Origin of the sequence: Streptomyces sp. NPDC059009 (genome assembly GCF_042740175.1) — a bacterium.
GTDB lineage: Bacteria > Actinomycetota > Actinomycetes > Streptomycetales > Streptomycetaceae > Streptomyces.
Genome location: NZ_JBHYJB010000005.1, coordinates 127,817 through 154,596, shown reverse-complemented (window position 1 = coordinate 154,596; position 26,780 = coordinate 127,817). Strand labels below are relative to the sequence as shown.

Genomic DNA, 26,780 nt, shown 5'->3' with positions numbered 1-26,780 from the left:
CGCCCGACGGATGTGTGCCGGGCCCAACGATCAACCATGCAGGGGGATTACGACAGGGGTATTGCGGCTGCGTGTCACGCCTCGGGACGGGCCGGCCCGTCGGTGAGACGGAAGCGCAGACGGCAGATCGCCGCGTCCGTGTCCCGTCGCACCGCGTGCGCCAGGACCGAGCCCCGCTGGTTCTGCAGCAGGCGCTGCCATACGTGGGCGGGCTCCGCCTCCGGGATGAGGACCGTGACCCGCGTACCGGGGTGGTAGCGGTAGATCCGCTGGACGTACTCGGCGACCGGGCGGCCCACCGTCCGGGTGTCCGAGGGGAGTTCGACCAGGTCGACGCCGGGGCGCCACAGCTCCCAGTCGCGGCGCAGCGCGTCGGTGGCGCGGCGGTCGTCGGGGTCGTCGTAGGTGACGGTGACGGCGCGCACCTCGTCGCCGAGGGAGACGGCCGCGTTGAGGGCCTCGGAGGTGACCTGGGACAGGTGGGAGACGGGGACGATCACCAGGGAGTGGTCGCGGTGCGGGGGTTCGGGGATGCGGCCGAGGCCGAGGCGCTCGCCGATGCGGGCGTACGCGCGATGCACCGCCTCGAAGGAGAGGACGATCGCGGGCAGCGCGAGCACGATCAGCCAGGCGCCCTCGGTGAACTTGGTGGCGGTGACGACGACGGCCGAGACACCCGTGAGGACCGCTCCGAAGCCGTTGAGCGCCGCCTTCGCGTACTGCTTGGTCCGGCGCCAGTGCAGCACCATCGCGGTCTGGCAGAGCGTGAAGCCGATGAAGACGCCGATCGCGAAGAGCGGCACCAGGGTGTTGGTGTCGCCGCCCGAGAAGACCAGGAGCAGGGCGCCCGCCGCCGCGAGGGCGAGCACGCCGTGGCGGTGCACCTGGCGGTCGGCCTTGAGGGCGAAGACGTGCGGCAGGTAGTTGTCCCGGGCCAGCAGGCTCATCAGGACGGGCAGGCCGCCGAAGGAGGTGTTCGCGGAGAGGGCGAGGAGAATCATCGTCGCGAACTGCACGACGTAGAAAGCCCAGTTGTGGCCGAGCGAGGCGTCCGCGAGCTGCGCGAGGACGGTGACGCCCTCGACGGGCTGGAGCCCGAAGCGGGAGATCAGCACGGACAGGCCGATCAGCATGATGCCGAGGAGCGCGCCGAGGGCGACCTCCGCGTGCTGGGCGCGCTTGACGCGCGGGGAGCGGAAGGACGGCACGGCGTTGGCTATCGCCTCGACGCCGGTGAGGGCGGAGCAGCCGGACGCGAACGCCTTGAGGAGGAGCAGCGCGCCGACCGTCGTCGCGTTCGAGGCGAGCACCGACGCATGGCCCTCGGCGGCCTCGGTGGAGGCCGGTCCGTCGCGGAAGAGGCCGACCGCGACCATCGCGAGGATCGCGAGGACGAACACGGCGGTCGGGGCGATGAAGACGCGCGCCGAGTCGACGATGCCGCGCAGGTTCACGGCGGTGATCAGGACCAGGACCGCCAGGCAGATCCACAGCCGGTCGCCGTACAGCTCGGGGAAGGCGGAGGTGAGGGCGGCGACGCCGGCGGTGACGGCGACCGCGACGTTCAGGACGTAGTCGAGGACCAGGGAGGCCGCGGCGACCAGGCCCGCGCGCCGCCCGAGGTGCGTCTTCGCGGCCGCGTAGCTGCCGCCGCCGTCCGGGAACGCGGCGATGACCTGGCGGTAGGACGCCACCAGGACGGCGAGCAGCGCGGCGATCGCGAGCGTCACGGGGAGCGTGAAGCCGAGCCCGTAGCCGCCCGCCGCGGCGAGCACGAGGACGATGGCCTCGGGTCCGTACGCGACCGAGGCCATGGCGTCCAGGGACAGCGCGGCGAGCCCCTGGAGGGCGGTCAGCCGGTGCTTGTCGCCGGCCCGCTCCGCCTCGGTATCGGGCGGTTCCTCGATCGCGGAGGTGCCGGGGGTCTCGGAGACAGTGGTCATGGGTGGCCTTTCGGGCTCCCGTGCGCCGTTGGGAACCGGCCGTCCGGCGCACGGGGTCGACAGCAGGTGAGGCCAGCGTGAGCGGGGCGCGCGGCGTGAACGTGCGCTGTTGTCAGCTCTTTTGCGCCTGCGGTGCGCATCCTGACGCGTCTTTGACGAGCCCGTCAGAGCGCCGTCAAGGAGCGGCCGCCGGGGATATGTGCCGCGTCAACGGCCCTGACGCGGACGGGCCGTCGTCCTACCGTGCGGCACATGGGACTTCACAGGACGAGAGCGCGGGGCGTCGTACGCGGGGCCGTACGCGGGGTCGCGCGCGGCAGGGGCGGCACACAGCCCGGCACGGGCGCTGGTGCGGACGCAGAAGGGGACGCAGGAGTGGACGCCGGTACGGACGCCGGGGCGGACGCCGGAGCGGCGGCCGACGTCGTCGGTGACCGGACGTGGGCGGGCGAAGTGCGGGCCGCGGTCTTCTGTGCGCTCACCCTGTTCGTCCTCGTCCTGATCGTCGACGGCGCCAACACCACCCTGACCTGGCCCCGCGCCGCGCTCTGGGCGGGACTCTCGGCCGTCCTCTATGTGGTGCTCCATCCGGCGCGGGTGACCGCGGGCCCCGGCTGGCTCGCGGTGCGCCGACTGCTGCGCACCCGCCGCGTCTGCACGGGCCTGCTGACCGCCGTCCGCCTGGACGGCGGCGTCGCGGCCCGGCTCGTCCTGCGCGACTCCCTCGGCAACCGCGTGGAGCTCGACCCGAAGGTCCTCACCGACAACCCGCTGCTCCTGCACCGACTGGACCGCGGCGCCCGGGACGCCCAGGCGCGCGGGCTGCTGCGCACCGGAGTCACCGTCCTGCACCGCTTCACGGACCGCGCCGACGCGGAGGCGGCACGGGCGGTCTTCGAGGCGTCGGGGCTCACCCCGGGGCTCACGGGGGAGAGCGCCCGCGACAGCTGAGGGCGCGCGGCCGAACTGCCCGCCAACGCACAGGAGTTACGGGTTCCCGGCCCGCCCGCTCACAAGGACTTCAGCTCCTCGTACGTCACCCCGGTCAGCCGCTCCGACTCCTCCCACAGCCGCCGGGCCCGCGCGTCGTCACGGGTGCGCCGGGCCCGCCACGAGGGGGCCGGGGCGCCGCGCAGGCCCGCGACGCGGGGACCCGTGAAGGAGTCGGGGCGGACGCCGGGCGCCGTGGCCGCGTACAGCAGGGGCAGCGCGCCCGTCTCTGCGGGCTGGGCGATGATCCGGTTGCCGAGCTCCACGACGCGCTCCGCCGCCCGGCGCCCCTCCAGGCGCGGGCCCGCCGTCTGGAGGTTGGTGGCGGCGTAGCCGGGGTGGGCCGCGGCCGCCACCACGTCGGAGCCGGTCGCGGCGAGGCGCCGGGCCAGCTCGTGGACGAACAGCAGGTTCGCCGTCTTGGAGCGGCCGTAGGCGACCCAACGCCGGTAGCGGCGCTCGCTGTTGAGGTCGTGCGGGTCGATGTCGGCGAGAGCGTGCAGTCCGCTGGAGACGCTCACCACGCGGGCGTGCGCGGTGCGCAGGAGCAGGGGGAGCAGCAGCCCGGTCAGGGCGAAGTGGCCGAGGTGGTTCACGCCGAACTGGGTCTCGAAGCCGTCCGCGGTGCGGCCGTACGGCAGGGCCATCACGCCCGCGTTGTTGACGAGCAGGTCGAGCCGCTCCTCGGGCTTCTCGGCCCGCTCGCCGAAGGTCGCCGCGAACTCCCGTACGGAGGACAGGTCCCCCAGGTCGAGGGGCCGGAACTCGGCCTCGGCGGCGGGGACTTCGGCGCGCAGCCGGTCGAGGGCGTGGTTGCCGCGGGCCCGGGAGCGGCAGGCGAGCACCACGTGGGCGCCGCGCCGGGCCAGCTCGCGTGCCGTCACATAGCCGAGACCGCTGTTGGCGCCGGTGACGACGGCGGTGCGGCCGCCCTGGTCGGGGATGTCGCTCGCGTTCCAGCCCGTCATTGGGGGATCCCTCCACGCTTCTTACCGATGAGTAAGTGCGGTGGAGAGCCTACGTCAGGACGGCCGGACGGACAGCCGCCCTGACGCTCCCCCCCCGGAACGCGGGGTTCCGCGCGGCTCAGGCGTGCGAGCCGCCGTCGATCACCAGGTCCATGCCGACCACGGCGCCGGACTCCTCCGCCGCCAGGTACAGGACCGCCGCCGCGACCTCCTCGGTCTTGGCGACCCGGCCGAGCGGGTTGGTCTCCTTGATGCGTGCCGCGCGGCCGGCCTCGGTCTCGCCCGGCTGGAAGGACATGGAGGTGTCCGAGGAGCCGGGGCTGACCGTGTTGATGCGCACGCCGTCGCGGATGTGCTCGACGGCGGCCGCGCGGCTCAGCGCCGAGACGGCGGCCTTGGTGGCGCCGTACGCGCTCGTGCCCGGCTTGCTGGTGTGGGCGCCCAGCGTGGAGCCGATGTTGACGATGGCGCCGCCGCCCGGCTGCGTGCGCATCTGCCGCACCTCGGCCTGCAGGGCGAGCAGCACGCCGGTGACGTTGATGTCGAGCATCGTGCGCCAGTCCTCCTCGGGGAGGTCGGCGGCGGGCTGCCCGGCGCGCAGGATCCCCGCGTTGTTGACGGCCACGTCCAGGGAGCCGAAGCGCTCGACGGCGGCGGCGATGAGGGCGGCCAGGTCGGCGGAGCTGGTCACGTCGGCGGGCACGACGAGGACCTCGCCCGGACCGTCGACGAGCTCGGCGGTCTCCTTCAGGGTGGCCTCGGTGCGCCCGGCGAGCACGACGTTCGCGCCCTCGGCGGCGAAGGCGAGCGCGATGGCGCGGCCGAGTCCGGAACCGGCGCCGGTGACGAGGGCGGTGCGGCCGGAGAAGCGGGTGCGGGGGGTGGCGGTCTGAGTCGTCATCACAGTGCTCATTTCTTGAACGATCGGTTCAGTATGAGGGCATGAGGAAGGGGCCAGGGGTGTACGTGGAAGTTCGGCGGGTGTGTGCGCGGGAGTGCCGGCGGGCGTTTCAGTCGAGCAGGGTCAGCGCCTGCTCCGTCGCCGCCCGCACCCGGGCCGGGTCCGGCGACGCCTTGCCGACCACGCGGATCCCCTGCATCAGCACGAGCAGCGTCCGGGCGAGGCCCAGCGCGTCCCGGTCCGCCGGGAGTTCGCCCTGTGCCTGGGCGCGGACGAGCGCGGAGTGCAGCAGTGTCTCCAGGTGCTCCCAGCTGCGCTCGACGGTGCGGGCCGCCGCCGGGTCGTGCGGGGCCAGCTCGGTGGCCGTGTTGGTGATGAAACAGCCGACCAGGCGGCCGTCCTCGGTGGTCGCCTCGTTCGCGAAGCGCCGCACCACCGCGCGCACCGCGGGCAGTGCGGGCCCCGGCTGCGACAGCTCGTTCAGGAGCCGGGGGCCCTGTGCCTCGCCGTACCGCTCCAGGGCCTTGAGGTACAGCTCGTGCTTGTTGCCGAACGTCGCGTAGATGCTGGCGCGCCCCACGCCGAGGTGCTCGACGAGGTCCGCCATCGACGTCGCCTCGTAGCCGCGCCGCCAGAACAGCTCTAGGGCCGACTGGAGCGCGGCGTCGGGATCGAATTCCTTGGTCCTGGCCACGGAGATGACTCTACGGCCTTTGAGAACGATCGGTCAAGAAAGCTGGAGGGCGGAGTCAGGAGACCCGGATCGAGTACACCGCCACCGACACCTCGTCGTCGTCCAGACAGCGCCCCGTCTCCAGGTCGAAGCGCTGCTTGAGCAGCGGGGAGGCGACGAAGGCGCGGCCGTCCGCCGAGCCGAGCAGGCCCCGGGAGAGCACCGCCGCGCCCGTGAAGGGGTCACGGTTGTCGAGCGCGTACGTCTGGCCCGTGCGGTCCATGAACACCGCGGCCTGCGCGCCGTCCGGCAGCAGCACCGCGACGCCGCGCCCGGGAGTGAGCAGGGCGAGGTCACAGGCGGTGAACCAGTCGTCGGCCAGCAGGAGTTGGACCGAGAGGTCGGTCCTCTCAGGTGCGAAAGTCATCGGGCCACGGTTCCTTCCAGGGTGCGCCGGCCGATGCTGAGCAGCGGCAGGTCCGGCTTGATCTGCTCGCGCTCCGGGACGAACTGGACCGTCGGGTCCGGCACCCCGGGCGCGTTGACGAAGGAGACGAAGCGCGCGAGGCGCTCCGGGTCGTCGAGGGTCTCGGCCCACTCGTCGCGGTAGTGCGCGACGTGGTCGGCCATCAGGGCCTCCAGCTCGGCGCAGAGCCCGAGCGAGTCGTGCACCACCACGTCGCGCACATGGTCCAGGCCGCCCTCGATCCGCTCCAGCCAGGTCGAGGTGCGCTCCAGGCGGTCGGCGGTGCGGATGTAGAACATCAGGAACCGGTCGATGAGGCGCACCAGTTCGGCGTCCGACAGGTCCTGGGCCAGCAGGTCCGCGTGGCGCGGGGTCGCGCCGCCGTTGCCGCCGACGTACAGGTTCCAGCCGTTCGAGGTGGCGATCACGCCGAAGTCCTTGGACTGGGCCTCCGCGCACTCGCGGGCGCACCCCGACACCGCCGACTTCAGCTTGTGCGGGGACCTGAGGCCCCGGTAGCGCAGCTCCAGGTCGATGGCCATGCGGACGCTGTCCTGCACGCCGTAGCGGCACCAGGTCCGGCCCACGCAGGACTTCACGGTGCGCAGCGCCTTGCCGTACGCGTGCCCGGACTCGAAGCCCGCGTCCACCAACCGCGCCCAGATCGCGGGCAGTTGCTCGACCCGCGCGCCGAACAGGTCGATGCGCTGGCCACCCGTGATCTTCGTGTAGAGCCCGAAGTCCCGCGCCACCTCGCCGATCACGATGAGCTTCTCCGGGGTGATCTCACCGCCGGGGATGCGCGGCACCACCGAATAGGAGCCGTTCTTCTGGAGGTTGGCGAGGAAGTGGTCGTTGGTGTCCTGGAGTGCGGCCTGCTCGCCCGCGAGGACATAGCCGTCGGCGCCGATCGTCGGGGCCAGCGAGGCGATGATCGAGCCGACCGTGGGCTTGCACACCTCACAGCCGTCGCCGCCGCGCGCCTCCTCGCGCCCGTAGCGGTCCAGGAGTTCGCGGTACGAGGTGAGGCGCAGCGTGCGCACGATCTCGTACAGCTCCTGCCGGGTCTGCCCGAAGCAGCCGCACAGGCCCGTGTCGCCGCTCTGCGGCAGGAGCTGGCCGATGAGGCGCACACAACTGCCGCAGCCCGTACCGGCCTTGGTGCACTTCTTCACCTCGGGGAGCGTGGCGCAGGACTGGATGGCGGCCTTGGTGACGTTGTGGCAGTTGCAGACCACCGCGTCGTCGGGCAGCGCCTCCGGGCCGAGCGCCGCGCCCGTGCCCGCCCCGGCCGGAAGGACCAGCTGCTCGGGCGCGACCGGCGGCACCGAACCCGTCAGGGCGCGCAGCGTCCCGTACGCCTCCGCGTCGCCCACCAGGACGCCGCCGAGCAGCTCGCCTTCCCGGCCGATGACGAGCTTCTTGTACGTGCCCGAGCGGGAGTCCGCGTAGACGACGTCGAGGCAGCCGTCGGTGGCGCCGTGCGCGTCACCGAACGAGGCGACGTCCACGCCGAGCAGCTTCAGCTTGGTCGACAAGTCGGCCCCGGTGAAGGCCGATTGGCCCGCCCCGTCGGGGGACGCGATGGCGGCCGCCGCCGTCTCGGCCATCTCGTACCCGGGCGCGACAAGCCCGTACACCCGGCCGTCGGCCGCCTGCGCGCACTCGCCGATCGCGAACACGTCCGGGTCGCTGGTGCGGCACCGCTCGTCGACGGTGATGCCGCCGCGCTCGCCGACCGCGAGGCCCGCCTCGCGCGCCAGCTGGTCGCGGGGGCGCACCCCGGCCGAGAACACCACGAGATCCGCGGGGAGTTCGGAGCCGTCGGACAGCTTCATCGCGGTCACCGAGCCGTCCGCACCGGCGACGATCTCCTGGGTGCCCACGCCCGTGTGCACGTCCAGGCCCATGCCCTCGATGGTGCGCAGGAGTGCGGCGCCGCCGCCCTCGTCGACCTGGAGCGGCATCAGCCGGGGCGCGAACTCCACGATGTGCGTGGCGAGTCCGAGCCCGCGCAGCGCGCCCGCCGCCTCCAGGCCGAGCAGCCCGCCGCCCACCACGGCGCCGGTCGTGGCGTGCTCCTTCGCGTACTCCTCGATGGCGAGCAGGTCCTCGATGGTGCGGTACACGAAGCAGCCCGTGGTGTCCTTGCCGGGCACCGGCGGCACGAACGGGTACGACCCGGTGGCGAGCACCAGCGTGTCGTACGCGAAGGTCTCCCCGGACCGCGCGAGCACGGTCCGCGCGCACCGGTCGATGTGCTCGGCCGGGTCGCCGAGGCGCAGCTCGATGCCGTGCCTGGCCATGAACTCCGGCTCGACGAGCGAGAGTTCGTCGGGGCTCGTGCCCGAGAAGTACGAGGTGAGGTGCACCCGGTCATAGGCGGGGCGCGGCTCCTCGCAGAGCACCACGACGCGGTGCGTGGCCGTGACGCCGCGCTCGGCGGCGGCCTCCAGGAAGCGCTGTCCGACCATGCCGTGGCCGACGAGGACGAGCGTGGGGCGGTGGTCTGCGGTCTTCGGCATGTCCGCGGTCTCCGGCATGTCAGCGGGTGTCGGCATGTCAGCGGCCTCCGTCGTTGGTGAGCAGGTGGAGCAGGGGGCTGGCACCGGCGTCCTCGGCGGGCAGCGGGTCGTCGTCCTCCCAGGCGCGGGCGAGCGAGCCGACGGCGGACAGCTCGCCGAACAGCACCCCGCCCACGAGCCGGTCGCCGCGCACGACGACCTTCCGGTAGGTCCCGCGGGTGGCGTCCGCGAGCTGGATCACGTCGTCGTCGGGGCGCGGCTCGGGGTCCCCGAACGCCGCGAGCTCCAGGGGCGCCGCCTCGGGCGCCGCGGTGTGCAGGGTCAGCCGGGTGAGGGAGCGGGTGCCGGGGTACGCGGGCGGTGCGGCCGCGTCGTCCGGCGCGGTCAGCTGGGCGGCGAGGGCCTCGGCCTGCTCCAGGGCGGGCGCGGCCAGACAGTGCACCTGGCCCGCGTGCTCGGCGCAGTCGCCGATGGCCCGGATGTGCGGGTCGCTGGTGCGCAGCCGGTCGTCCACCACGATGCCCCGGCGCACCTGAAGGCCCGCCGCCTGCGCGAGGCCGACCCGGGGACGTACCCCACAGGCGAGCACCGCCACGTCGGCGTCCAGCAGATAGCCGTCGGCGAGCTCCACGCGGCGCACCGCCCCGTCCTCGACGCGCACGCCGCGCACCCGGCACTCGGTGTGCACCTCGACGCCGAGCCCGGCCAGGTACTGCCGCACCAACTCCGATGCGGCAGGGTCGAGTTGGCGCTCCATGAGCCGGTCGCCCTGCTGCGTCAGGACGACCTGCGCACCCCGCGAGGCGAGCGCACGCGCCGCGGAGACGCCGAGCAGCCCGCCCCCGATGACGACCGCCCGCACCCCGGGGCGGCGCACGGCGTCCGCGAGGGCCAGACAGTCGTCGAGCGTACGGAAGGGGTGCACGCCGCCGGGCAGCTCACGGGCGCCGGGCGCGAAGAGGCCGCGCAGCGGCGGCAGCACCGGGTTGGAGCCGGTGGCCAGGACGAGCGTGTCGTACGGGACGACGCCCCCGTCCTCGCACTGCAGCACCCGCTCGGCCCGGTCGACGCGGACCACGCGGGTGCGCAGGTGCTCGGCACGGGGCGTGGGCAGGGCGAGCAGCTCGGGTCCGTAGCGGCCCGCGAGCACCTCGGCGAGCAGCACGCGGTTGTACGGGGCGTGCGGCTCGTCGCCGATGAGCACGGGATCGTGTCCGGCGTCCGCGAGCCGCTGCGTGAGCCGGACGCCCGCGAGTCCGGCGCCGATCACCGCCACGCGCTGTTTCGAGGTCATGAACCGCAGCGTGCGGGGCGGGTGTTACCCGTCGGGATCCCTTCTGTTTCCCGGGGGGAACGCGTAGCTCAGCACCGCGAGGGGGCGGGTGTGAGGGATCTTTCGGCGCCCGCCGGGCTGCCTTGCTTAAGGTCCGTTGAGCCGTTCCTCAAGGGGACCTTAAGGATCCGCCCCGGGGGCCTGACCAGCCCCTTTCAGCCTTACGAAGGCTTTAGCGTGCCGGTCGTGACGATCGAGGCCGAGCCCCAGACAGACGCGTACCCCGCGCTGAGCGCGTACCTGAGCCGGCAAGGTGGCTCGGCTGCGGGCGACGGCGCCGGGGCCGTTCCCGCTGCGGGCAGCCGTGCCGCAAAGGGACGGCGCCCCAGGCCCAGGGCACGCACGCAAGAGGTGCAGCCGATCCGGATATCGCCCGCCCACCTCCGTACCGGAATCCTCGGCGGAGCCGTCCTCGTGACGGCCCTCTGGGCCGTACAAGTCGAGCCCTCGGCCCGCCTCGACGCGCTCTGCGCGATCGCCGCTCACCTCACCGGCCTCCTCGCCGGCTACGGCATCCTCGTCATGCTCTTCCTCATGGCCCGCGTCCCCGCCCTCGAACACGGCGTCGGCGCCGACCGGCTCGCCCGCCGCCACGCCCTCGGCGGCCGCTACGTGCTCTCGCTCTGCGCGGCCCACGCCCTGCTCGCCCTCTGCGGCTACGCCGCGCACACCGGCACCGACCTGCTCTCCGCCGGGCTCGACCTGCTCGGTTACCCGGGGCTCGCCGCGGCCGGTGCCGGGACCGCGCTGCTGGTCGCCGTCGGCGTGAGCAGCGCCCGTGCCGCCCGCCGCCGCATCCCGCACGAGACCTGGCGCGCCCTGCACCTGCTCACCTACCTCGGCGCCGGGCTCGCCTTCGCGCACCAGGTCGTGGGCCCCGACGTCGCGGGCAGCGCCCTGACCGTGTGGCTGTGGGCCATGCTGCACGCGACCGTCGCCGTGCTGCTCGTCTGGTACCGGCTCGTCGTGCCCGTGCGCCAGGCCCTGCGGCACAGCCTGCGCGTCCTCGACGTGCGGGTGGAGGGGCCCGGTGTCGTCTCCGTCGTCATGCAGGGCATCGGCCTCGACGAACTGCGCGCGGAGCCCGGGCAGTTCTTCCGCTGGCGGTTCCTGCAGCGCAGGCTCTGGCACACGGCGCTGCCCTTCTCGCTCTCCGCGCCCGTGCGCGGCGACACCCTGCGCATCACCGTCAAGGCCCTCGGCGACCACACCCGCCGCATGCGGCGCCTCAAGCCCGGCACCCGGGTTCTCGCCACCGGCCCCTTCGGCGCCCTGACCGCGCACCGCCGCACCCGGCGCAAGGTGCTGCTCCTCGCGGGCGGCGTCGGCATCACGCCCCTGCGGGCCCTCTTCGAGACGCTGCCGGGCGGCCCCGGCGACATCACCCTGCTCTACCGGGCGGGCAGCGCCGAGCAGCTCGTACTGAAGGAGGAGCTGGAGGAGATCGCGCGCGGGCGGCAGGCGGCGCTCCACTACCTCCTCGGCCGCTCCGACGCCTCCTTCGACCCGCTCGCCCCGCAGGCCCTGCGCAACCTCGTGCCCGGCCTCGCCGAGCACGACGTGTATCTGTGCGGGCCGCCCGGCATGACGGCGGCGGCGACGGCGGCGCTGGTGCGGGCCGGGGTCCCCGAGGAGCGCATCCACGCGGAGTGCTTCACGTTCTGAGCCCCTGAGCGGCTGAGCCCCTGAGCCCCTGAGCCCTTGAGCCGCAGAGCCCTTGAGTCACGAAGTGAGCCACGAAGACCGCCACGGAGAGAACCGACCATCACCATGGGACGCCACCGCAAACCCGCCACCCCCGGCCACGGCCCCACCCTCCAGGCCCGCCGCCGCCTCGCCGCGGGCCTGGCCGGGGCCAGCGCGCTCGTCGCGACGGCCCTCGCCCTGACGGTCGACCCGACGGCACCCCCCGCCCCCGACCGCACCCCGGTCACGACCCCCGAACCCCAGGCGGCGCCCTGAACCTCAGAAGCCGCTCAACTCTCTCTATTTCCATGGACGTCCCACCTATCGCGTCCATAGGGTCGCGATCATGCCCGACATATCTCTGACCACGGTGGTCGTCCTCTGCCTCGCCGCCCTCGCGGCAGGCTGGATCGACGCCGTGGTCGGCGGCGGCGGACTGCTGCTCCTCCCCGCCCTGCTGCTCGGCCTGCCGGGCTCCACCCCGGCCGCGCACGCCCTCGGCACCAACAAGGCGGTGGCGATCGTCGGGACGACGGGGGCCGCGGTCACGTACGTACGGAAAACCCCCGTCGACGTCCGCACCGCCGTGCGCATCGGGCTCGCCGCGCTCCTCGGCTCGATGGGCGGCGCCTTCTTCGCGGCGGGCATGAGCACCGACGTGCTGAAGCCCGTGATCATGGTCGTGCTCGTCGCGGTCGGGGCCTTCGTGATCCTGAAGCCCGCCTTCGGGACCGCGCCCGCGACCGGACCCGCCTCGCCCCGGCGCATCCTCGCCGCGATCGGCATCGCGGGCCTCGGCATCGGCTTCTACGACGGGCTCATCGGCCCCGGCACCGGCACCTTCCTCGTGCTCGCCCTGACCGCCGTGCTCCACCTCGACCTGGTCTCCGCCTCCGCCACCGCCAAGATCGTCAACTGCTGCACCAACGCGGGCGCCCTCGCGACCTTCGCCTGGCAGGGCGCGATCCTGTGGCAACTGGCCGGTCTGATGGCCGTCTTCAACCTCGCGGGCGGCACCCTCGGCGCGCGCACCGCCCTGAAGAAGGGCAGCGGCTTCGTCCGGGTCGTGCTCCTGACGACGGTGGTCGGCCTGGTGATCAAGATGGCGTACGAGCAGTGGGTGGCGTGAGACGCCAACGGCCGCCCGTGGGGTGCTAACGGCTGCCCGTGAGGTGTGCGAACACCACCACGTTGCCCTGGTAGCCGGTCTGCTTCGAGTAGGCCCCGCCGCAGGTGATGACCCGCAGCTCGGGGCGGCGCGCCGGTCCGTAGACCTTGTCGTCGGGGAAGTCCTTGGCGTCGTACACCTCGACCGCGTCCACCGTGAACACGGCCACCGTGCCGTCCCGCCGGTCGACCTCCACCGTGCGGCCCCGCGTCAGGCCGCCCAGCTCGTAGAAGACGGCGGGCCCCCGCGCGTTGTCGACGTGCCCGGCGACGATCGCGGTGCCCTTCTCGCCGGGCGTGGTGCCCGCCTCGTACCACCCGGCGAGGTTCTTCTTCGCCGCGGGCGGCACGTCGAGGCTGCCCTGGCGGGTGAGGCCGAGGCCCATCAGGGGCGCGTCGACCTGGATGGCAGGGATGCGGATGCGGTCGGGCGGCGACGGGGGGAGCGGCTGGAGCGAGGCGGCGGGGGAGTCGTGGCCGTCGCGCCCCTGATGGGCCTGCGCGGCCTGGGCCGCGGAGGGCTGCGGGGGCGGGTGCCCCTCCTGGCCGCTGACGACGAGCCAGGCGCCGGAGCCGAGCGCGAGGACGGTGATCGCTCCTATGACACAGGTGCTGACCCGCTTCCTGCCGGGCGCGACCCTCTTCTTTCGGCTCTTCCCGAGGGCGGCCCGCTGCTTCCGTGGGGCACGTCGCATGAGTTCGTCCCCTTCCGGGTCGGGGAGGCCCCCTCCGGGCCCGTGTGGATGGGGTATCCCCTGCTCGAACGAAGTTGAGAGCTTGGGGAAGGGCCCGGAGGGGGACGGCGGTACCGGTGGACAGCGGAGGGTGTCCGTCAGATCCTGTCGCCTCTCGCCCGGCGGTGCAGGAGCCAGGTACCGCCCGCGGCGGCGACGGCCAGTGCCGCCACGCCCGCCGCGGTCTGCACGGGGTCGGGGCCGAGTGCGCCGCCGACCCCCGTCTTGACGTGTCCCTTCGGGGGGACGGGGGACTGCTCGCGGGCGCTGGCCGTGGAGGTGACCGTGACCATCAGATCGCCCGCCACCTGCTTGCCGCCCGCGCCGGAGCCCGCGCACTTCGCGACGATCTCGTAGGTGCCGGGCTGCGCCGACGGCGGCACCTTGAACTGCCCGATCGCGTCCTCTTCGTGCGTGCTGGGCGCCAGCGTGAAGGTGCCCGCGCCGACCGCGCTCGCGTCGCCCGTCGCGGTGCCGCCCGAGCCGCAGGCGGTGGTGTTCACGGTGACCGTCGTGCCCGGCGTGACCGTCGCCGGATAGACCTCGAGCCCGCCCGCGCCGGTGCCGCCGCCCGGACCCGCCGCGTACGCGGGAGCGGCGAAGAGACCCGCGGCCGCGGCGGTGAGCACGGCGGTGGTGAGCGGGCGGCGGCCTTTGCGCGTCATGGGCTTGCTCCTCCGAGAGACCCGACCAGGGGGCGCGGGGTGCGGCCCGCACCCCGGCCCTACCGAGGTAAGTGGCAGTCGGCGGCCCACGCCTCCTGATGGGCCATCAGAAACTCGGATACGGGCGCTCGCCTGACGCTCCATCGCTAACGTTCCGGCAGGTCATACGGCGTGTCGCGGAGCTCCGCCCGAAGCCTGGCCCGCGCGCCTGTGAACGGGTGACCCGAGCGCCCCAGGGCCCGCCCGGCGCATCTGAGCCGACCTCAGATCTCGTCCCACGGCACCGCGTCGTAGACCTCCGCGACCGCGGCCATCAGCTTCTCGTCCACCACGAAGTCGACCTCGTCGATCCGCCGCACCGGCGCGATCCCCCGCGCGTTCGTGACGAAGGCCGAGGTGTACGCGGACAGGTTCGCGAGCCGCACCGGTCCGCGCCGGGTGGGCAGCCCGGCCCCGGCGAGCCGCGGTTCGAGGAGCCGCATCGTGATGCCTTCCAGGCAGGGGGCGTCGGGCCAGACGACCTCGGCCCCGTCGAAGAAGGCGATATTGGTGACGGCGCCCTCGCTGACCGTCCCGTCGGCCCCGGTGAGCAGCGCGTCGTCGAAGCCCGCGCGCCGCGCGAGCCGCCCGTGGTGGGTCTGGCCGAAGCCGCCGAGGTGCTTGATGTGCGCGACGGGGCGCTGGTAGGGCACGGACTTCAGGGCCTGCGCGTCCGGGGGCATCCGGGCGGGGGCGCGGACGGTGACCATGACGGACGGCTCGTCGTCGGGCGCGTGCACATAGACGCGTACGGAGGCGTCGGGGAGGTCGTCGCGGAGCACGTGCCGGATCAGCCGCCGGACGTGGTCGCCGTCGAGCTCGCGCCCGAACAGCTCCCGGGTCGCGCCGTCGAGCCGCTCCAGGTGGTGCGCGAGCCCCTGCACCTTGCCGTCCCTGACCTGCATCGCGGTGAAGTGCCCGTCGTTGACGAGGGCGGGCCAGAGCAGCCGGTCGGCGGTCGCGGCCTCGCCGTCGATCTCCAGGCGGTGTACGAGTGCGGTATGCGTCATGGCCCACACGGTGCCATGGGTGCGGCGGGCGCAGGGCGCGGGTGCCCGATGTCCGGGCCTACGCCCCCGCCGCTCCCGCTCCTGCCGCTCCCGCTCCTGCCGCTCCCGCTCCTGCCGCTCCCGCTCCTGCCGCTCCCGCTCCCGCTCCCTCTCCCGCGTCCGCCGCTCCGTCCTCGATCAGCCGCCGCGGCCCCGGCCCGTGGGAGGCCAGTTCGTCCCACGGGTTGGACAGCGCGCACTTGGCGAGCGAGAGGCAGCCGCAGCCGATGCAGTCCGTGAGGTTGTCGCGCAGTCGCTGCAGGGTGCGGATGCGCTGGTCCAGATCGCTGCGCCAGCACTCGGAGATCCGCGCCCAGTCCTCCCGCGTCGGCGTGCGGTCGTCGGGGAGCAGGCCGAGCACCTCGCGGATGGTGGCGAGGGGGATGCCGAGCCGCTGCGAGGTGCGGATGAAGGCGACCCGGCGGAGCGTGTCCCGGCCGTAGCGGCGCTGGTTCCCGCTGGTGCGGCGGCTCGTGATGAGCCCCTCGCGCTCGTAGAACCGCAGCGCGGACGGGGCGACCCCGCTGCGCTCGGCGAGCTCTCCGACAGTGGCTTCCTTGGCGTCCGGTGCGAGATGCGACGACATGCGCGCCAGAGTAGTCCGCGAAGGCGCTTGACTTAAACCTTGGTTCAACTAAGAGCCTGTTCTCCATGAACACAACTGCTGCTCACACCAGTTCCGTTGACCCCTCGTCCGCGTCCGCGTCCGCCGACGCCCCGCTCCGCGTCGCCGTCATCATCGGCAGCAACCGCGAGGGCCGGTTCGGCCCGATCGTCGCGCGCTGGCTGCTCGACCGGGTGGGGGAGCGCGACGACCTCGTCGTGGACGTCATCGACGCCGCCGAGGCCCAGCTGCCCACCGCCCTCTCCTTCAGCCCGAGCCCCGAAGTCCTCGCCGAACTCGGCAAGGTGACGCCCAAGCTCGACGCCGCCGACGCCTTCGTGGTCCTCACCCCCGAGTACAACCACTCCTTCCCCGCCTCCCTCAAGAGCCTCATCGACTGGCACCGCGACGAATGGCAGGCCAAGCCCGTCGCCTTCGTCTCGTACGGGGGGATCTCCGGCGGCCTGCGCGCCGTCGAGCAGCTCCGGCAGGTCTTCGCCGAGCTGCACACCGTCACCGTGCGCGAGACGGTCTCCTTCCACAACGCGGGCGCCCACTTCGACGACGAGGGCAACCACCGCGACCCGGCCGCCCCGGACGCCGCCGCCAAGGCGATGCTCGACCAGCTCGCCTGGTGGGGCCGGGCGCTGCGGGAGGCCAAGGCGGTACGCCCGTACGGGAGCTGAGGGCCGTCGCGGTACGGGAGTTGAGGGCCGTCGCGGGTGCGGGGGCTGAGGGCCCTCGCGCGTACGGGAGTCCAGGCCCCGCGAGGGCGGCGTCACGCCAGCGGCAGCTGGACCTCCGCCACCGCGCCCCCGTCGTCCGCGTTGCGCAGCGCGACCTGGGCGCCGATCACCTGGGCCTGGCCGAACGCGATGGTCAGGCCGAGGCCGGTGCCCTGGCCGCGCTCCGTGGCGCCGGTCTGGAAGCGCCGGGGGCCCTCCTCGAGGAGGCGCTCGGGGAAGCCGGGGCCGTGGTCGCGGACCGACACCACGGCCCCCTCGACCCGCACCTGGACCGAACCCGCGCCGTGCTTGCGGGCGTTGCCCACGAGGTTGTCGAGGATCCGCTCCAGACGGCGCGCGTCCGTCCGTACGAAGACGGGCGTCCCGACCGACTCGCAGGGCACGCCCGCCCGCTCCGCGGCACACTCCACCAGCGAGCCCAGCGGGTGCACGGCCAGGTCCGGCTTCTCCACGTCGGCGTCGAGCCGGGCGATCTCCAACAGGTCCTCGGTGAGGGTGCGCAGGGCGCCGACCCGGTCGCGCACCAGCTCCGTGGGGCGGCTCGGCGGCAGCAGCTCGGCGGCGGTGTACAGGCCGGTCAGCGGTGTGCGCAGCTCATGCGCGACATCCGCGGTGAACCGCTGCTCCGCCACCAGGCGGCGCTGCAGCGACGCGGCCATCGTGTCGACGGCGGTGGCCAGTTCGGCGACCTCGTCCTTGCCGCGCCCGGTGCCCGCCGGGCGCGGATGGTCGATGCGGGCGTCCAGGTCGCCCTGGCTGATGCGGCGAGCGGTGGCCGCCGCGCTGCGCAGCTCCCGGCTGAGCCGGCTGGAGAGACCCGCGCCGCCGAGCGCGGCGAGCCCGACCACGATGGCGCCGGAGGCCATCAGCTGCTGGTCGAAGTCGGCCATCTCGTCGGCCTGTTCGTGCAGCGACTCGCGGATGGACAGGACCTGGTGGCCGATCGGCCGGGCCGCCCAGACCGCCGGTTCGTCGGAGCTCATGTCCAGATACGTCGTCCGCTTGCCCGCGAGCGCCGCGGCCCGCAGCGGCGCCGGCAGGTTCGGGTCGTCGATCGAGGCGTCCGCGTCGTCCTGCTGGACCTGCCCGGTCAGCGCGTACAGCTGCCGCACCCGGACGAGCTGCGCGGTGGCGCCCGAGCGCGCGCTCTGCGAGACCTGGTCGAGCCGCGCCTGGTGGATCAGCAGGCCGATGCCGACGGCCACCACCGAGCAGCCCACCGCGAGCAGGGCGGCGATCTTCCAGCGCAGGCCGAGGGAGTTGAGCCCGGCACGGGCGCGGCGCAGGACATGCCTCACGAGGTGCCGTCCAGGTCGCCGCCGTCGGGATCGATCGGGCCGTCGCCCTCGTCCTCGGGCACCGGGAGGGGGGCCTGCCCGGTGGGTGCGACGGTGGGCTCGATGAGCAGGGGGCCGGGTGGCGGGGAGGATCGCTCGTCGCCGCGCGAGGACTTCGTCGGCGGGGCGGCGAGCGAGGCGTTGCCGGAGGGCGCGGGCCGGGGCCCCTCGCTGTCGTCGGCCTCGGGCTTCGGGTCGGGCGCGGGCGCGCTCGGGTTCTCGGGCGACTTCTTGTAGGTCTTGTTGTCCTCGTAGGTCCCCATCCGCACCCCGTTCCAGCGGTAGCGCACGGCCTGCTCGCCGCCGTCCGGGCACGGGCTGCGCACGAGGATGTCCTTGTCGAGCGCCTCGATGCTCATGCGGCGCCCGGAGGTGAAGAGGATCGGGTACACCTTGCCGTCGTGCATCGTGTACACGGCGAGCACGCTCCGCCCGCTCTCCAGGTCGGCGGCGGCCAGCAGGTCGCGCTTGCCGTCCCCGGTCAGATCCGCGTACACGGGGGGCCGCAGCCCCGCGCGGCCGGGCCCGGCGATCGAGGGGCGGTCGGCGAGGGGCTTCATGCGCGGGTCGGCCCGCAGGATCGTCGCGACGTCCAGGTCGGCGATCTTGTCGTCGTCCACCTTCGGCAGCCCGGTCAGGGCCTTCGGCGGGGGCTGCTGGGTGGCGGTGTCGGCGGCGGGCGCGTCCGAGGAGGGGCTGGACCAGGCGGGCCAGAACGGCTCGGGGTGCGGCTGCACGGACATGGACGGTGCGATGTCGCCGTCCGCGAGCCCGTTCGCGGCACCGCACCCGGCGAGCACGGCGACGGCCAGGGCGGCGAGGGGCGCGGCCAGGAGGAGGCGGCGGCGAGGGGAACGCTGGTTCATGGTGACCGTCGGGCAGGGAGGCGGGAGGGCTGCGAAGGGGGTGGTGGCGGCCGGTCCGGTTGCGCGGGGATTCGGCAGAGGGACCGGCCACCGCAATCGACAGTAGAAAGCCCGCATCACAGAAACCGGGACGTTGTGTAACAGAACCCACTACAAGTGCAGCGATCCCCCCGTATCGGGACCTTGGGCCTGGCTGGAAGGCCCGCCGGAGGCGGGGCGCCGGGCCGGGGGAGAGGGTAGGGGTGACGAGCGACCGGGAGTCGCACGGGTGAGAGCGAAGGAGCCCTGGCAGTGAGCGAGAACGACCGGACGGATCCGCACCCGCTGACCGTCCTGACCGTCCTGACCACGACGGACACCGAGTACAAGGCGGAGCAGCTCGCGCGGGGCGCCGTGACGGCCCGCGTCGCGGCCTGCGCGCAGATCAACGGCCCCGTCACCTCCGTCTACCGCTGGGACGGCGCCATCGAGACGGCCCGCGAGTGGCAGCTCCTCCTCAAGACGACGGCCGCCCGCTACGCCGCCCTGGAGGCATGGCTGACCGAGGCCCACGACTACGACACCCCGGAGATCATCGCGACGCCGGTGGTACGGGCGGCCCCGGCGTACGCGGAGTGGGTGGCGCGGGAGACGGCGGGGTGATCCCGTTCTTCGTCTACGGCACCCTGCGCCCCGGCGAGCCCAACCACGCGGCCTATGTCCGGGGCCGGGCCCGGTCGGAAGAACCGGCGACGCTTCCCGGGGCCGTCCTGTACGACGGCCCCGGCTACCCGTACGCGGTGGAGTCCTCCCTCGCCCAAGGGGCGGGGATACGGGGCGAGTTGATGACACCTCGCCCGGCCCTGTACGGTTGGCTGCTCGCCGCCCTGGACGTCCTGGAGGAGTACACGGCGCCGGGCGCGCCGGGCAACGTGTACGAGCGGATCGCCCGCGAGGTGCGCCTCGACGACGGCAGGGCGGTCCGGGCGTGGGTGTATGTGGCGGCGCCGGAGGTGGAGAAGGGGCTGCGGGAGAGGGGGCGGGTGATCGAGACGGGGGACTGGCGGGACAGGTGAGGGGCGAGACGGACGGGGGCGGGGCGAGGCGGATTGAGGAGAGCATGCCACCGGTGGTGGTCAAGTCCCCCTGCGTCACGGGTCTGTCCCAGCGGGGGGTGGCCGCGAGCGGACGCGGAACGGTGGCGGGAACCGCCGTCCGGCCGGGATGCGCCCGGTGGCGGCACGCATCGCGCCCGGCCGCGCGTGTAACAGGAATGTCCTGGCGGGCAGTTGGGAGGAACGGTTCGCCGGGCCGGACGGCTCTAGGTGCTCAGAAACGCCGGCTCCTCGTCACGACTCGTAGCGAGCGGCCGGCCCCACCGACCCACACTGAGGACCACACGATGCGCGCTCGCAAGCTCACCTTCGCCGCCCTGGCCGTTGCCGCGGGTCTCTCCCTCGCGGCCTGCAACGGCGACGACACGGCGCAGAGCGACCCGTCGGCCGCGCCCACCAAGGCTTCCTCGGGCGGCGGTTCGGGTTCGGGCGGCTCGGACCAGGGCGGTGGCAAGGACTCCGGCGGCAAGGACACCGCCGGGCAGAACTCCGGCGGGCAGGGCACGGGCTCCGGCGGGAGCGGCGCGTCGGACAAGTGCCGTACGGACGACCTGGACATCACGGCTTCGGACTACACCGCCGGCGGCGGCGAGCACGAGGGCGCTGTCGCGGTGACGATGAAGAACCACGCGGGCCGGGACTGCGTGCTCGCCGGGTACGCGGGCGTCGACCTGAAGACCGGCGACGGGGCGCTGTCCGCGCAGCGCAGCGGCGAGAAGTCCACCCCGGTGACCCTCAAGGACGGGGAGTCGGTGTCCTTCGGTGTCACCTACCCGCTGAACGAGTCGGGCGGCTCCGGCGTCAGCGTCACCGGCATCGTGGTCACCCCGCCGAACGAGACGAAGTCGTTCACCCTCGCCTGGCCGGGCGCCAAGACGCTGCCCGCCACGGACGGCTCCGGCTCCCCGGTGCAGGTCGGCCCGATGGGCAGCGCGGGCCAGGGCGGCGCCCAGTAACGCGCCGAGAAGGCAACGGGGTCGAGGTCTCAGCGGGTGCTGCGGCTCTGGGTGGTGCCGAGGCTCTGGGTGGTGCCGAGGCTCTCGGTGGTGCTGCGGCTCTCGGTGGTGCCGAGGCTCTCGGAGGGCGCCCCGCCCACCCGCTCGACCCGCACCGCGCACACCTTGAACTCCGGCATCCGGGACACCGGATCGAGCGCCGGGTGCGTCAACGAGTTGGCGCGCCCCTCTCCCGCCCAGTGGAACGGCATGAACACCGTGTCGGCCCGGATCGCCCCGCTGACCCGGGCCGGAGCCACCGCCCGCCCGCGCCGCGAGACCACGGCGACCGGCTCGCCGTCCGCGACCCCGACCCGCTGGGCGAGCCGGGGATGCAGCTCCACGAACGGCCCCGGCGCCGCCTCGTTCAACTCGTCCACGCGCCGCGTCTGCGCCCCCGACTGGTACTGCGCGAGCACCCGTCCCGTGGTGAGCAGCACCGGGTACTCCGCGTCGGGCTCCTCGGCGGCCGCCCGGTGCACCACCGGCACGAACCGGGCCCGCCCGTCCTCCGTGGCGAACCGCTCCAGGAACAGCCGGGGCGTCCCGGGGTGCGAGGCCACCAGCGCCTCCCCAGCATCTTCAAGTCCCCCTGGGCACGGCCAGAACACCCCCGCCGCATCACCCCCCGCCGCATCACCCTCCGGGCCGGAAGGCTCCCGCAACCGCCCGTACGTGATCCCCGAGTAGTCCGCGACACCCCCCGCACTCGCCCTCCTCAACTCCTCGAACACCGCCTCCGGTTCGGCCGGGAACCCCTTCTCGTGGCCGAGCAGCGCCGCGAGCCCCCGCAGCACCTCCAGGTCGCTGCGCACCCCCTCCGGCGGTGACACCGCGCGCTGCCGCAGCAGCACCCGGCCCTCCAGGTTCGTGACCGTGCCCGTCTCCTCGGCCCACTGCGTCACCGGAAGGACCACGTCCGCGAGGGCCGCCGTCTCCGACAGCACTACGTCCGCCACCGCCAGGAAGTCCAGCGACCGCAGCCGCTCCTCCACATGCGCGGCCCGGGGCGCCGACACGACCGGGTTGGAACCCATCAGGAGCAGCGACTTCACGTCCCCGCCCAGCGCGTCGAGCAGCTCGTACGCCGACCGCCCAGGGCCCGGCAACGCCTGTGGCTCCACCCCCCACACCCGCGCCACATGGGCCCGCGCCGCCGGATCCGTCAGCTTCCGGTAGCCGGGCAACTGGTCGGCCTTCTGGCCGTGTTCACGGCCGCCCTGGCCGTTGCCCTGCCCGGTCAGACAGCCGTACCCGGACAGCGGCCGCCCGGCCCGGCCCGTGGCCAGGCACAGGTTGATCCAGGCGCCCACGGTGTCCGTGCCCTTCGACTGCTGCTCGGGCCCGCGCGCGGTGAGCACCATGCCCGTCCCGCCGTCGGCCTCGCAGAACAGCCGTACCGCCTCCCGCAGTTGAGGCACCGCGACGCCCGTGATCCGCTCGACGTGCTCCGGCCAGTGCGCCATCGCCGCCGCCCGCGCCTCCGCCCAGCCGGTGGTGCGCTCCTCGATGAACTCCTCGTCCGTGCGGCCCTGGGCCACGACCAGGTGCAGCAGGCCGAGCGCCAGGGCGAGGTCCGTGCCCGGCCGGGGTGCCAGGTGCAGGTCCGCCTGCTCGGCGGTCCGGGTCCTGCGCGGGTCGACGACGATCAACTTGCCGCCGTTCTCCCGCAGTTCCGTCAGGTACCGCAGTGCGGGCGGCATCGTCTCCGCGAGGTTCGAGCCGACCAGGATCACGCACCCGGTGCGCGGGATGTCCGCGAGCGGGAACGGCAGCCCCCGGTCGAGCCCGAACGCCCGCTGCCCCGCGGCGGCCGCCGACGACATGCAGAACCGGCCGTTGTAGTCGATCTGCGAGGTCCCGAGCACGACCCGCGCGAACTTCCCGAGCGCGTACGCCTTTTCGTTGGTCAGCCCGCCGCCGCCGAACACCCCGACGGCGTCCGCGCCGTGCTCCCGGCGCGTACGGGCCAGCTCCCCGGCGATCCGCCCGAGCGCCTCCTCCCAGGTGGCGGGCGTGAGCTCGCCGGTGGCGGGGGAGCGGACGAGGGGCTCGGTCAGCCGGACCCGGCCGGCGAGCACGGCGGGCGCGGTCCGCCCCTTGCCGCACAGCGCGCCCCGGTTCACAGGGAACCCGGTCCGCTCCACGACCTCCACCCCGCCGGGCCCCGGCCCCGGGACCAGGCCCATGCCGCACTGCAGCGCGCAGTACGGACAGTGCGTGAGCGTCGCCGCCGAGGCAGCTGGAGCCCCCGCCGTCGCTGCCGAGGCAGTTGGAGCCCCCGCTGTGGCCGCCGAGGCAGTTGGAACCCCGGTTGTGGCTGCCGTCCCCGGAGCCCCGGCCGTCGCTGCCGCTCCCGCCGCGGGTGCGGGCGCCGCCGGGTCCGCCGGTGTCTCCGATATCGCCGATATCGCCGTGGAGTGCATGCCACCCAGCGTCCGACCTGCGTGTTACGCGACCCCGTGCGCGCGGTTACGCATGCGGTACGCCGACCTCAGCGCCCCACGCCCGCCCCTGTGAGGTCACGCCGGCCACCGCCGTGAGGTCGCCGTGACCCACTCCGCGCGGTCACCGCGGCGACGCGAGCGCCCGCTCCACCCCCTTCTCCTTCTGCCCCAGGAACCGCGGATCCGGCCGGACCGCCGCGTCGAGCGCCGCCTTGCCCGCGGCGAACACCTCGCGGGCGCCGCCGTAGTACCAGGTCGCGTCGTGCACGGCGTCGACTCCCACCCCGTACGACCGCACGCCCGCCGCCCGGCAGAGCGCGACCGCCCTGCGTATGTGGAAGCCCTGGCTGATCAGCACCGCCCGGTCCACGCCGAAGATCTTCCGGGCGCGCACGCACGAGTCCCAGGTGTCGAAGCCCGCGTAGTCGCTGACGATGCGGCGGTCCGGGACGCCGCGCTCGGCGAGATAGGCGCGCATGGCGTCCGGTTCGTCGTAGTCCTCGCGGCTGTTGTCGCCTGTGACGAGCACGACCTCTATGCGGTGCGCGCGGTACAACTCGGCCGCCGCGTCCAGGCGGTGGGCCAGATACGGGGACGGCTCACCGTCCCAGAGCCCGGCGCCGAAGACGACCGCCACCTTGGCGCGCGGCACGTCCGCCGTCGTGTGCAACCGGTCGTCCGTCGTCACGAACAGCCAGGTCGCGGGGAGCAGCGCGAGGACGCAGCAGACCATCACGGACTGCACCAGCCGCCGCTGTCCCGCCCGCGTCCGCGGCCACCTGGGCCGCCGCCGCACCCGACCCCACACCTGCCGCACCGCCGCCAACGCCCCGGCCCACCCCGCCCGTTGCGCCGCCCGGGATCCCCGCGCCTGCCGCGCCTCCCGCGCCTCCCGCGTCCCCTCAGCCTTCTCGTCCATCTCCGGCTCTGTCCCCCGGTCCATCCCCGTCTCCCCGCTGACCGCCGCGCCCCCGCGCGACCCCCGTACCGATCCCACCCCCACGCCGGTCACCCGACCGCACGATCAAAGGTAGGCGGCCCCACTGACAACGCCCCGCCCCGGCCCGTGAGCCTCCGCGAAATCACCCGTCACCGCCACGCAACACCTCCGCAATCTGCCGCGGCCATCCTCGGTCCATGACGCCGTCGAACCCTCCGCGAGACGAGTCCGGCAGCACCCCTCTAGAGAGCACGGCGCAACTCATGAACCGCATCACCGCACAGCTCGGCAGCCAGCTCGGCAACGTCTCCCGCAACGGCAGACGCCGCACCCCCGATCCCGGTTCCGCCTCCGCGCGGCCCCCGCTCGTCGTCGTCGCCCACGGCAGCCGCGACCCGCGCGCCCTCAGCACCGTCACGGCTCTCCTCGACCGGGCCCGCGCCCTGCGCCCCGGCCTGTCCGTACGCCTCGGCCACATCGAGCTGAACGAGCCCCTGCTCGGCGACACCCTCGCGGACCTGGCCACCGAGGGCGCCGCCGCCCCCGCCCCGGTTCTCGTCCCCCTCCTCCTCAGCCGCGGCTACCACGTCAAGCACGACATCCCCGCCGCCGTCGCCGCGACGCCCGGCCTCACCGCCCGCGTCGCCGCCCCGCTCGGCCCGCACCCGCTGCTCGTCGAGGCGCTGTACGCCCGGCTCGTCGAGGCGGGCTGGAACCCCCGTATGAGCGAGGCCGCGCGGCGCCGCAGCGGCATCGTGCTGGCCGCCGCGGGCTCCCGCGACCCGGAGTCCGCCACCGACACCGGCCACACCGCGCGGCTGCTCGCCGAGCGCCTCGGCGTCCCCGTCGTCCCCGCCTACGCGACCCCGACCCCGGGCACCCCGCACACCGTCGCGGACGCGCTGGGCTCGCTCGCCGCCCGCGGCCGCCACCGGGCCGCCGTCGCCTCGTACTTCACCGCGCCGGGCCGCTTCGCCACCCAGTGCGCCGCGGCGGGCCCGTGGATCGCCGCCGCCCCGCTCGGCGACCACCCCGCCCTCGCCCGCCTCCTCCTGCACCGCTACGACGAGGCCCGCACCGGCACGGGCCGGGATCAGGCCGCGCTCCACCAGCTCGCCAGCGCCTGAACGGGAGCGCGAGAGCTACTGTCGAGGGCATGGAAGGCACAGCACAGAACGCGCACTTCGAGAACGAGGCGGCCGGGACGGCCGGAGCGGCGGCCGTCGAGCGGTGGGCGCCGGAGCCGGACAAGCGGCCGGGCCGCACCGCCTTCCAGCGGGACCGCGCGCGTGTGCTGCACTCCGCCGCGCTGCGCCGCCTCGCCGGGAAGACCCAGGTGGTCACGCCCGGCACCAAGTTCCAGGCGTGGGACGCCAGCGCCCGCACCCGGCTGACGCACTCCCTGGAGTGCGCCCAGGTCGGCCGCGAGCTGGGCGCCGCACTCGGCTGCGACCCCGACCTGGTGGAGACCGCCTGCCTCTCCCACGACCTCGGCCACCCGCCCTTCGGGCACAACGGGGAGCAGGCCCTCAACGAAGTCGCCGAGGACTGCGGCGGGTTCGAGGGCAACGCCCAGTCGCTGCGCCTGCTCACCCGCATCGAACCGAAGCGCTTCGTAAGAAGTGACGAGACAGGCGAACCGGTGAGCGTCGGCCTCAACCTCACCCGGGCCGCCCTCGACGCCGCCACCAAGTACCCCTGGCCGCGCGGCGCCCACCCCACCGACCCGGCGTCCTCCAAGTTCGGTGTCTACGAAGACGACCGGCCCGTCTTCGACTGGGTCCGCAAGGAGGCCCCCGGCACCCGCACCTGCTTCGAGGCGCAGGTCATGGACTGGTCGGACGACGTCGCGTACTCCGTGCACGACCTCGAAGACGGCCTGCACGCCGGGCACATCGACCCGAACGCGCTGCACGCCGAGCCCGAGCGCCGGGACGTCTTCGCCGTCGCGATCGGCCGCTACGTCCCCGCGGACACCGACCCCGAAGAGCTCTCCGAGGCCCTCGACCGCCTCCTGGAACAGGAGTGGTGGCCGCACGGCTACGACGGATCGGCCGTCGCCCAGGCCCGGTTGAAGGACGCCACCAGCCAGCTCATCGGCCGCTTCTGCCTCGCCGCCGAGACCGCCACCCGCGCGCGGTACGGCACCGGCCCCCTCACCCGGTACGCCGCCGAACTCGTCGTCCCGCGCGCGGCCCGCCACGAGTGCGCCGTCCTCAAGGCCGTCGCCGACCTGTACGTGATGCAGCGCCCCGCCCAGGAGCGGCTCCGCGCCGACCAGCGCGTCTGCGTCGCCGAACTCGCCGAGGCCCTCACCACGCGCGCGCCCGAAGGGCTGGACCCGCAGTTCCGCGCGCTCTACGACGCGGCACCCGACGACCGCGCCGCGCTGCGCGTCGTGATCGACCAGATCGCATCCCTCACGGACGCCGCCGCACGCTCGCTGCACAGGAAACTCATGGCAGCCGGTCAAGGACGATGATCACCGCAACCATCAATTGAGGAACCCCCATGGCGAGCGACCACGTCCGCGAGAGCGGCGCCGGGTCAGGCGCACAGGGGCGAGTGACCACGGGGCGTGACGAAAAGTGGCCCAATGTGCTGACGCCCCC

General features: G+C 74.0%; 24 protein-coding genes and 1 pseudogene. 10 read left to right on the top strand and 15 right to left on the bottom strand.

Features of this window, described 5'->3' with window-relative positions; genetic code table 11:
- Nucleotides 1-74: 74 nt before the first annotated feature.
- Complete coding sequence (locus ACFWYM_RS07105; RefSeq protein ID WP_384831208.1) at nucleotides 75-1,943, bottom strand: APC family permease; 1,869 nt, start codon at nucleotides 1,941-1,943, stop codon at nucleotides 75-77.
- A gap of 252 nt (nucleotides 1,944-2,195) precedes the next feature.
- Here ACFWYM_RS07105 and ACFWYM_RS07100 point away from each other — a divergent pair, with 252 nt between their 5' ends.
- Entirely contained in the window at nucleotides 2,196-2,894 is a 699-nt protein-coding gene (locus tag ACFWYM_RS07100; protein WP_384831205.1) for a hypothetical protein, read from the top strand.
- A gap of 59 nt (nucleotides 2,895-2,953) precedes the next feature.
- Here ACFWYM_RS07100 and ACFWYM_RS07095 read toward each other — a convergent pair whose 3' ends face one another.
- The 6 genes from ACFWYM_RS07095 to ACFWYM_RS07070 form a co-directional block, all read right to left on the bottom strand.
- Nucleotides 2,954-3,901, bottom strand: coding sequence for an oxidoreductase (locus ACFWYM_RS07095; RefSeq protein WP_384831202.1), 948 nt, complete (start codon nucleotides 3,899-3,901; stop codon nucleotides 2,954-2,956).
- 118 nt (nucleotides 3,902-4,019) lie between these two features.
- On the bottom strand, nucleotides 4,020-4,802 hold the full coding sequence (locus ACFWYM_RS07090) for an SDR family NAD(P)-dependent oxidoreductase (protein ID WP_384831198.1): 783 nt from the start codon (nucleotides 4,800-4,802) through the stop codon (nucleotides 4,020-4,022).
- Between the two features lie 109 nt (nucleotides 4,803-4,911).
- Complete coding sequence (locus ACFWYM_RS07085; RefSeq protein ID WP_384831195.1) at nucleotides 4,912-5,496, bottom strand: TetR/AcrR family transcriptional regulator; 585 nt, start codon at nucleotides 5,494-5,496, stop codon at nucleotides 4,912-4,914.
- Nucleotides 5,497-5,551: 55 nt separating this feature from the next.
- On the bottom strand, nucleotides 5,552-5,902 hold the full coding sequence (gene nirD, locus ACFWYM_RS07080; protein WP_384831193.1) for a nitrite reductase small subunit NirD: 351 nt from the start codon (nucleotides 5,900-5,902) through the stop codon (nucleotides 5,552-5,554).
- Complete coding sequence (gene nirB, locus ACFWYM_RS07075) at nucleotides 5,899-8,502, bottom strand: nitrite reductase large subunit NirB (RefSeq protein WP_384831190.1); 2,604 nt, start codon at nucleotides 8,500-8,502, stop codon at nucleotides 5,899-5,901. The genes nirD and nirB overlap by 4 nt, the downstream gene beginning before the upstream one ends.
- A gap of 1 nt (nucleotide 8,503) precedes the next feature.
- Nucleotides 8,504-9,760: an NAD(P)/FAD-dependent oxidoreductase gene (locus tag ACFWYM_RS07070; protein WP_384831188.1), complete on the bottom strand. Its 1,257-nt coding sequence runs from the start codon at nucleotides 9,758-9,760 to the stop codon at nucleotides 8,504-8,506.
- Between the two features lie 216 nt (nucleotides 9,761-9,976).
- Here ACFWYM_RS07070 and ACFWYM_RS07065 point away from each other — a divergent pair, with 216 nt between their 5' ends.
- The 3 genes from ACFWYM_RS07065 (at nucleotide 9,977) to ACFWYM_RS07055 (ending at nucleotide 12,614) form a co-directional block, all read left to right on the top strand.
- Nucleotides 9,977-11,464 carry a ferric reductase-like transmembrane domain-containing protein gene (locus ACFWYM_RS07065; RefSeq protein ID WP_384831185.1) on the top strand — a complete coding sequence of 496 codons (1,488 nt, stop codon included), beginning with the start codon at nucleotides 9,977-9,979 and terminating at the stop codon, nucleotides 11,462-11,464.
- A 105-nt stretch (nucleotides 11,465-11,569) separates the two neighbouring features.
- Nucleotides 11,570-11,761, top strand: a complete 192-nt coding sequence (locus tag ACFWYM_RS07060) for a hypothetical protein (protein WP_384831182.1) — start codon at nucleotides 11,570-11,572, stop codon at nucleotides 11,759-11,761.
- Nucleotides 11,762-11,831: 70 nt separating this feature from the next.
- Nucleotides 11,832-12,614, top strand: a complete 783-nt coding sequence (locus ACFWYM_RS07055) for a sulfite exporter TauE/SafE family protein (protein ID WP_384831179.1) — start codon at nucleotides 11,832-11,834, stop codon at nucleotides 12,612-12,614.
- Between the two features lie 25 nt (nucleotides 12,615-12,639).
- Here ACFWYM_RS07055 and ACFWYM_RS07050 read toward each other — a convergent pair whose 3' ends face one another.
- The 4 genes from ACFWYM_RS07050 to soxR all read right to left on the bottom strand — a co-directional run bounded on the left by ACFWYM_RS07050 (nucleotide 12,640) and on the right by soxR (nucleotide 15,725).
- The gene (locus ACFWYM_RS07050) at nucleotides 12,640-13,347 is read right to left on the bottom strand and encodes a class F sortase (protein WP_384831177.1); all 708 of its coding nucleotides are present in this window, start codon (nucleotides 13,345-13,347) and stop codon (nucleotides 12,640-12,642) included.
- A gap of 137 nt (nucleotides 13,348-13,484) precedes the next feature.
- Nucleotides 13,485-14,051 carry a hypothetical protein gene (locus ACFWYM_RS07045; protein ID WP_384831175.1) on the bottom strand — a complete coding sequence of 189 codons (567 nt, stop codon included), beginning with the start codon at nucleotides 14,049-14,051 and terminating at the stop codon, nucleotides 13,485-13,487.
- A 263-nt stretch (nucleotides 14,052-14,314) separates the two neighbouring features.
- Entirely contained in the window at nucleotides 14,315-15,100 is a 786-nt protein-coding gene (locus ACFWYM_RS07040) for an aminotransferase class IV family protein (protein ID WP_384831172.1), read from the bottom strand.
- Between the two features lie 58 nt (nucleotides 15,101-15,158).
- A complete protein-coding gene (gene soxR, locus ACFWYM_RS07035; protein WP_384831169.1) occupies nucleotides 15,159-15,725 on the bottom strand; it encodes a redox-sensitive transcriptional activator SoxR in 567 nt (188 codons plus the stop codon).
- 65 nt (nucleotides 15,726-15,790) lie between these two features.
- Between soxR and ACFWYM_RS07030 the strand changes: the two genes are divergently transcribed.
- Nucleotides 15,791-16,429, top strand: a complete 639-nt coding sequence (locus tag ACFWYM_RS07030; protein ID WP_384831166.1) for an NADPH-dependent FMN reductase — start codon at nucleotides 15,791-15,793, stop codon at nucleotides 16,427-16,429.
- A 92-nt stretch (nucleotides 16,430-16,521) separates the two neighbouring features.
- On the opposite strand, the gene ACFWYM_RS07025 is transcribed toward ACFWYM_RS07030, so the two are convergent.
- Both ACFWYM_RS07025 and ACFWYM_RS07020 read right to left on the bottom strand, forming a co-directional pair.
- The gene (locus ACFWYM_RS07025) at nucleotides 16,522-17,787 is read right to left on the bottom strand and encodes an ATP-binding protein (RefSeq protein WP_384831164.1); all 1,266 of its coding nucleotides are present in this window, start codon (nucleotides 17,785-17,787) and stop codon (nucleotides 16,522-16,524) included.
- Entirely contained in the window at nucleotides 17,784-18,692 is a 909-nt protein-coding gene (locus ACFWYM_RS07020) for a hypothetical protein (protein WP_384831161.1), read from the bottom strand. Before ACFWYM_RS07020 ends, ACFWYM_RS07025 begins: the two co-directional genes overlap by 4 nt.
- 291 nt (nucleotides 18,693-18,983) lie before the next feature.
- Between ACFWYM_RS07020 and cutA the strand changes: the two genes are divergently transcribed.
- The 3 genes from cutA to ACFWYM_RS07005 all read left to right on the top strand — a co-directional run bounded on the left by cutA (nucleotide 18,984) and on the right by ACFWYM_RS07005 (nucleotide 20,742).
- A complete protein-coding gene (gene cutA / locus ACFWYM_RS07015; protein WP_384831159.1) occupies nucleotides 18,984-19,334 on the top strand; it encodes a divalent-cation tolerance protein CutA in 351 nt (116 codons plus the stop codon).
- The gene (locus tag ACFWYM_RS07010; protein ID WP_384831156.1) at nucleotides 19,331-19,747 is read left to right on the top strand and encodes a gamma-glutamylcyclotransferase family protein; all 417 of its coding nucleotides are present in this window, start codon (nucleotides 19,331-19,333) and stop codon (nucleotides 19,745-19,747) included. The genes cutA and ACFWYM_RS07010 overlap by 4 nt, the downstream gene beginning before the upstream one ends.
- Nucleotides 19,748-20,073: 326 nt before the next feature.
- Nucleotides 20,074-20,742, top strand: a complete 669-nt coding sequence (locus ACFWYM_RS07005; RefSeq protein WP_384831153.1) for a DUF4232 domain-containing protein — start codon at nucleotides 20,074-20,076, stop codon at nucleotides 20,740-20,742.
- A 29-nt stretch (nucleotides 20,743-20,771) separates the two neighbouring features.
- Here ACFWYM_RS07005 and ACFWYM_RS07000 read toward each other — a convergent pair.
- Together ACFWYM_RS07000 and ACFWYM_RS06995 are read right to left on the bottom strand one after the other, a co-directional pair.
- Nucleotides 20,772-23,018, bottom strand: a pseudogene (locus tag ACFWYM_RS07000) (molybdopterin oxidoreductase family protein); the annotation flags it as partial.
- A gap of 331 nt (nucleotides 23,019-23,349) precedes the next feature.
- Nucleotides 23,350-23,961 (bottom strand): vancomycin high temperature exclusion protein, encoded by a 612-nt coding sequence (locus ACFWYM_RS06995; protein ID WP_384831492.1) that lies wholly within the window; start codon nucleotides 23,959-23,961, stop codon nucleotides 23,350-23,352.
- A 404-nt stretch (nucleotides 23,962-24,365) separates the two neighbouring features.
- Here ACFWYM_RS06995 and ACFWYM_RS06990 point away from each other — a divergent pair, with 404 nt between their 5' ends.
- Together ACFWYM_RS06990 and ACFWYM_RS06985 are read left to right on the top strand one after the other, a co-directional pair.
- Nucleotides 24,366-25,295, top strand: coding sequence for a sirohydrochlorin chelatase (locus tag ACFWYM_RS06990; RefSeq protein ID WP_384831150.1), 930 nt, complete (start codon nucleotides 24,366-24,368; stop codon nucleotides 25,293-25,295).
- A gap of 29 nt (nucleotides 25,296-25,324) precedes the next feature.
- Nucleotides 25,325-26,650 (top strand): deoxyguanosinetriphosphate triphosphohydrolase, encoded by a 1,326-nt coding sequence (locus ACFWYM_RS06985; RefSeq protein WP_384831147.1) that lies wholly within the window; start codon nucleotides 25,325-25,327, stop codon nucleotides 26,648-26,650.
- Nucleotides 26,651-26,780: the final 130 nt, after the last annotated feature.

Excerpts from the sequence above, each read along its gene's own strand:
- ACFWYM_RS07105 (WP_384831208.1), bottom strand. The coding sequence starts at position 1,943 with ATGACCACTGTCTCCGAGACCCCCGGCACCTCCGCGATCGAGGAACCG.
- ACFWYM_RS07100 (WP_384831205.1), top strand. The coding sequence starts at position 2,196 with ATGGGACTTCACAGGACGAGAGCGCGGGGCGTCGTACGCGGGGCCGTA.
- ACFWYM_RS07095 (WP_384831202.1), bottom strand. The coding sequence starts at position 3,901 with ATGACGGGCTGGAACGCGAGCGACATCCCCGACCAGGGCGGCCGCACC.
- ACFWYM_RS07090 (WP_384831198.1), bottom strand. The coding sequence starts at position 4,802 with ATGACGACTCAGACCGCCACCCCCCGCACCCGCTTCTCCGGCCGCACC.
- nirD (WP_384831193.1), bottom strand. The coding sequence starts at position 5,902 with ATGACTTTCGCACCTGAGAGGACCGACCTCTCGGTCCAACTCCTGCTG.
- nirB (WP_384831190.1), bottom strand. The coding sequence starts at position 8,502 with ATGCCGACACCCGCTGACATGCCGGAGACCGCGGACATGCCGAAGACC.
- ACFWYM_RS07070 (WP_384831188.1), bottom strand. The coding sequence starts at position 9,760 with ATGACCTCGAAACAGCGCGTGGCGGTGATCGGCGCCGGACTCGCGGGC.
- ACFWYM_RS07060 (WP_384831182.1), top strand. The coding sequence starts at position 11,570 with ATGGGACGCCACCGCAAACCCGCCACCCCCGGCCACGGCCCCACCCTC.
- ACFWYM_RS07055 (WP_384831179.1), top strand. The coding sequence starts at position 11,832 with ATGCCCGACATATCTCTGACCACGGTGGTCGTCCTCTGCCTCGCCGCC.
- ACFWYM_RS07050 (WP_384831177.1), bottom strand. The coding sequence starts at position 13,347 with ATGCGACGTGCCCCACGGAAGCAGCGGGCCGCCCTCGGGAAGAGCCGA.
- ACFWYM_RS07045 (WP_384831175.1), bottom strand. The coding sequence starts at position 14,051 with ATGACGCGCAAAGGCCGCCGCCCGCTCACCACCGCCGTGCTCACCGCC.
- ACFWYM_RS07040 (WP_384831172.1), bottom strand. The coding sequence starts at position 15,100 with ATGACGCATACCGCACTCGTACACCGCCTGGAGATCGACGGCGAGGCC.
- soxR (WP_384831169.1), bottom strand. The coding sequence starts at position 15,725 with ATGTCGTCGCATCTCGCACCGGACGCCAAGGAAGCCACTGTCGGAGAG.
- ACFWYM_RS07030 (WP_384831166.1), top strand. The coding sequence starts at position 15,791 with ATGAACACAACTGCTGCTCACACCAGTTCCGTTGACCCCTCGTCCGCG.
- ACFWYM_RS07020 (WP_384831161.1), bottom strand. The coding sequence starts at position 18,692 with ATGAACCAGCGTTCCCCTCGCCGCCGCCTCCTCCTGGCCGCGCCCCTC.
- ACFWYM_RS07005 (WP_384831153.1), top strand. The coding sequence starts at position 20,074 with ATGCGCGCTCGCAAGCTCACCTTCGCCGCCCTGGCCGTTGCCGCGGGT.
- ACFWYM_RS06995 (WP_384831492.1), bottom strand. The coding sequence starts at position 23,961 with ATGGTCTGCTGCGTCCTCGCGCTGCTCCCCGCGACCTGGCTGTTCGTG.
- ACFWYM_RS06990 (WP_384831150.1), top strand. The coding sequence starts at position 24,366 with ATGACGCCGTCGAACCCTCCGCGAGACGAGTCCGGCAGCACCCCTCTA.
- ACFWYM_RS06985 (WP_384831147.1), top strand. The coding sequence starts at position 25,325 with ATGGAAGGCACAGCACAGAACGCGCACTTCGAGAACGAGGCGGCCGGG.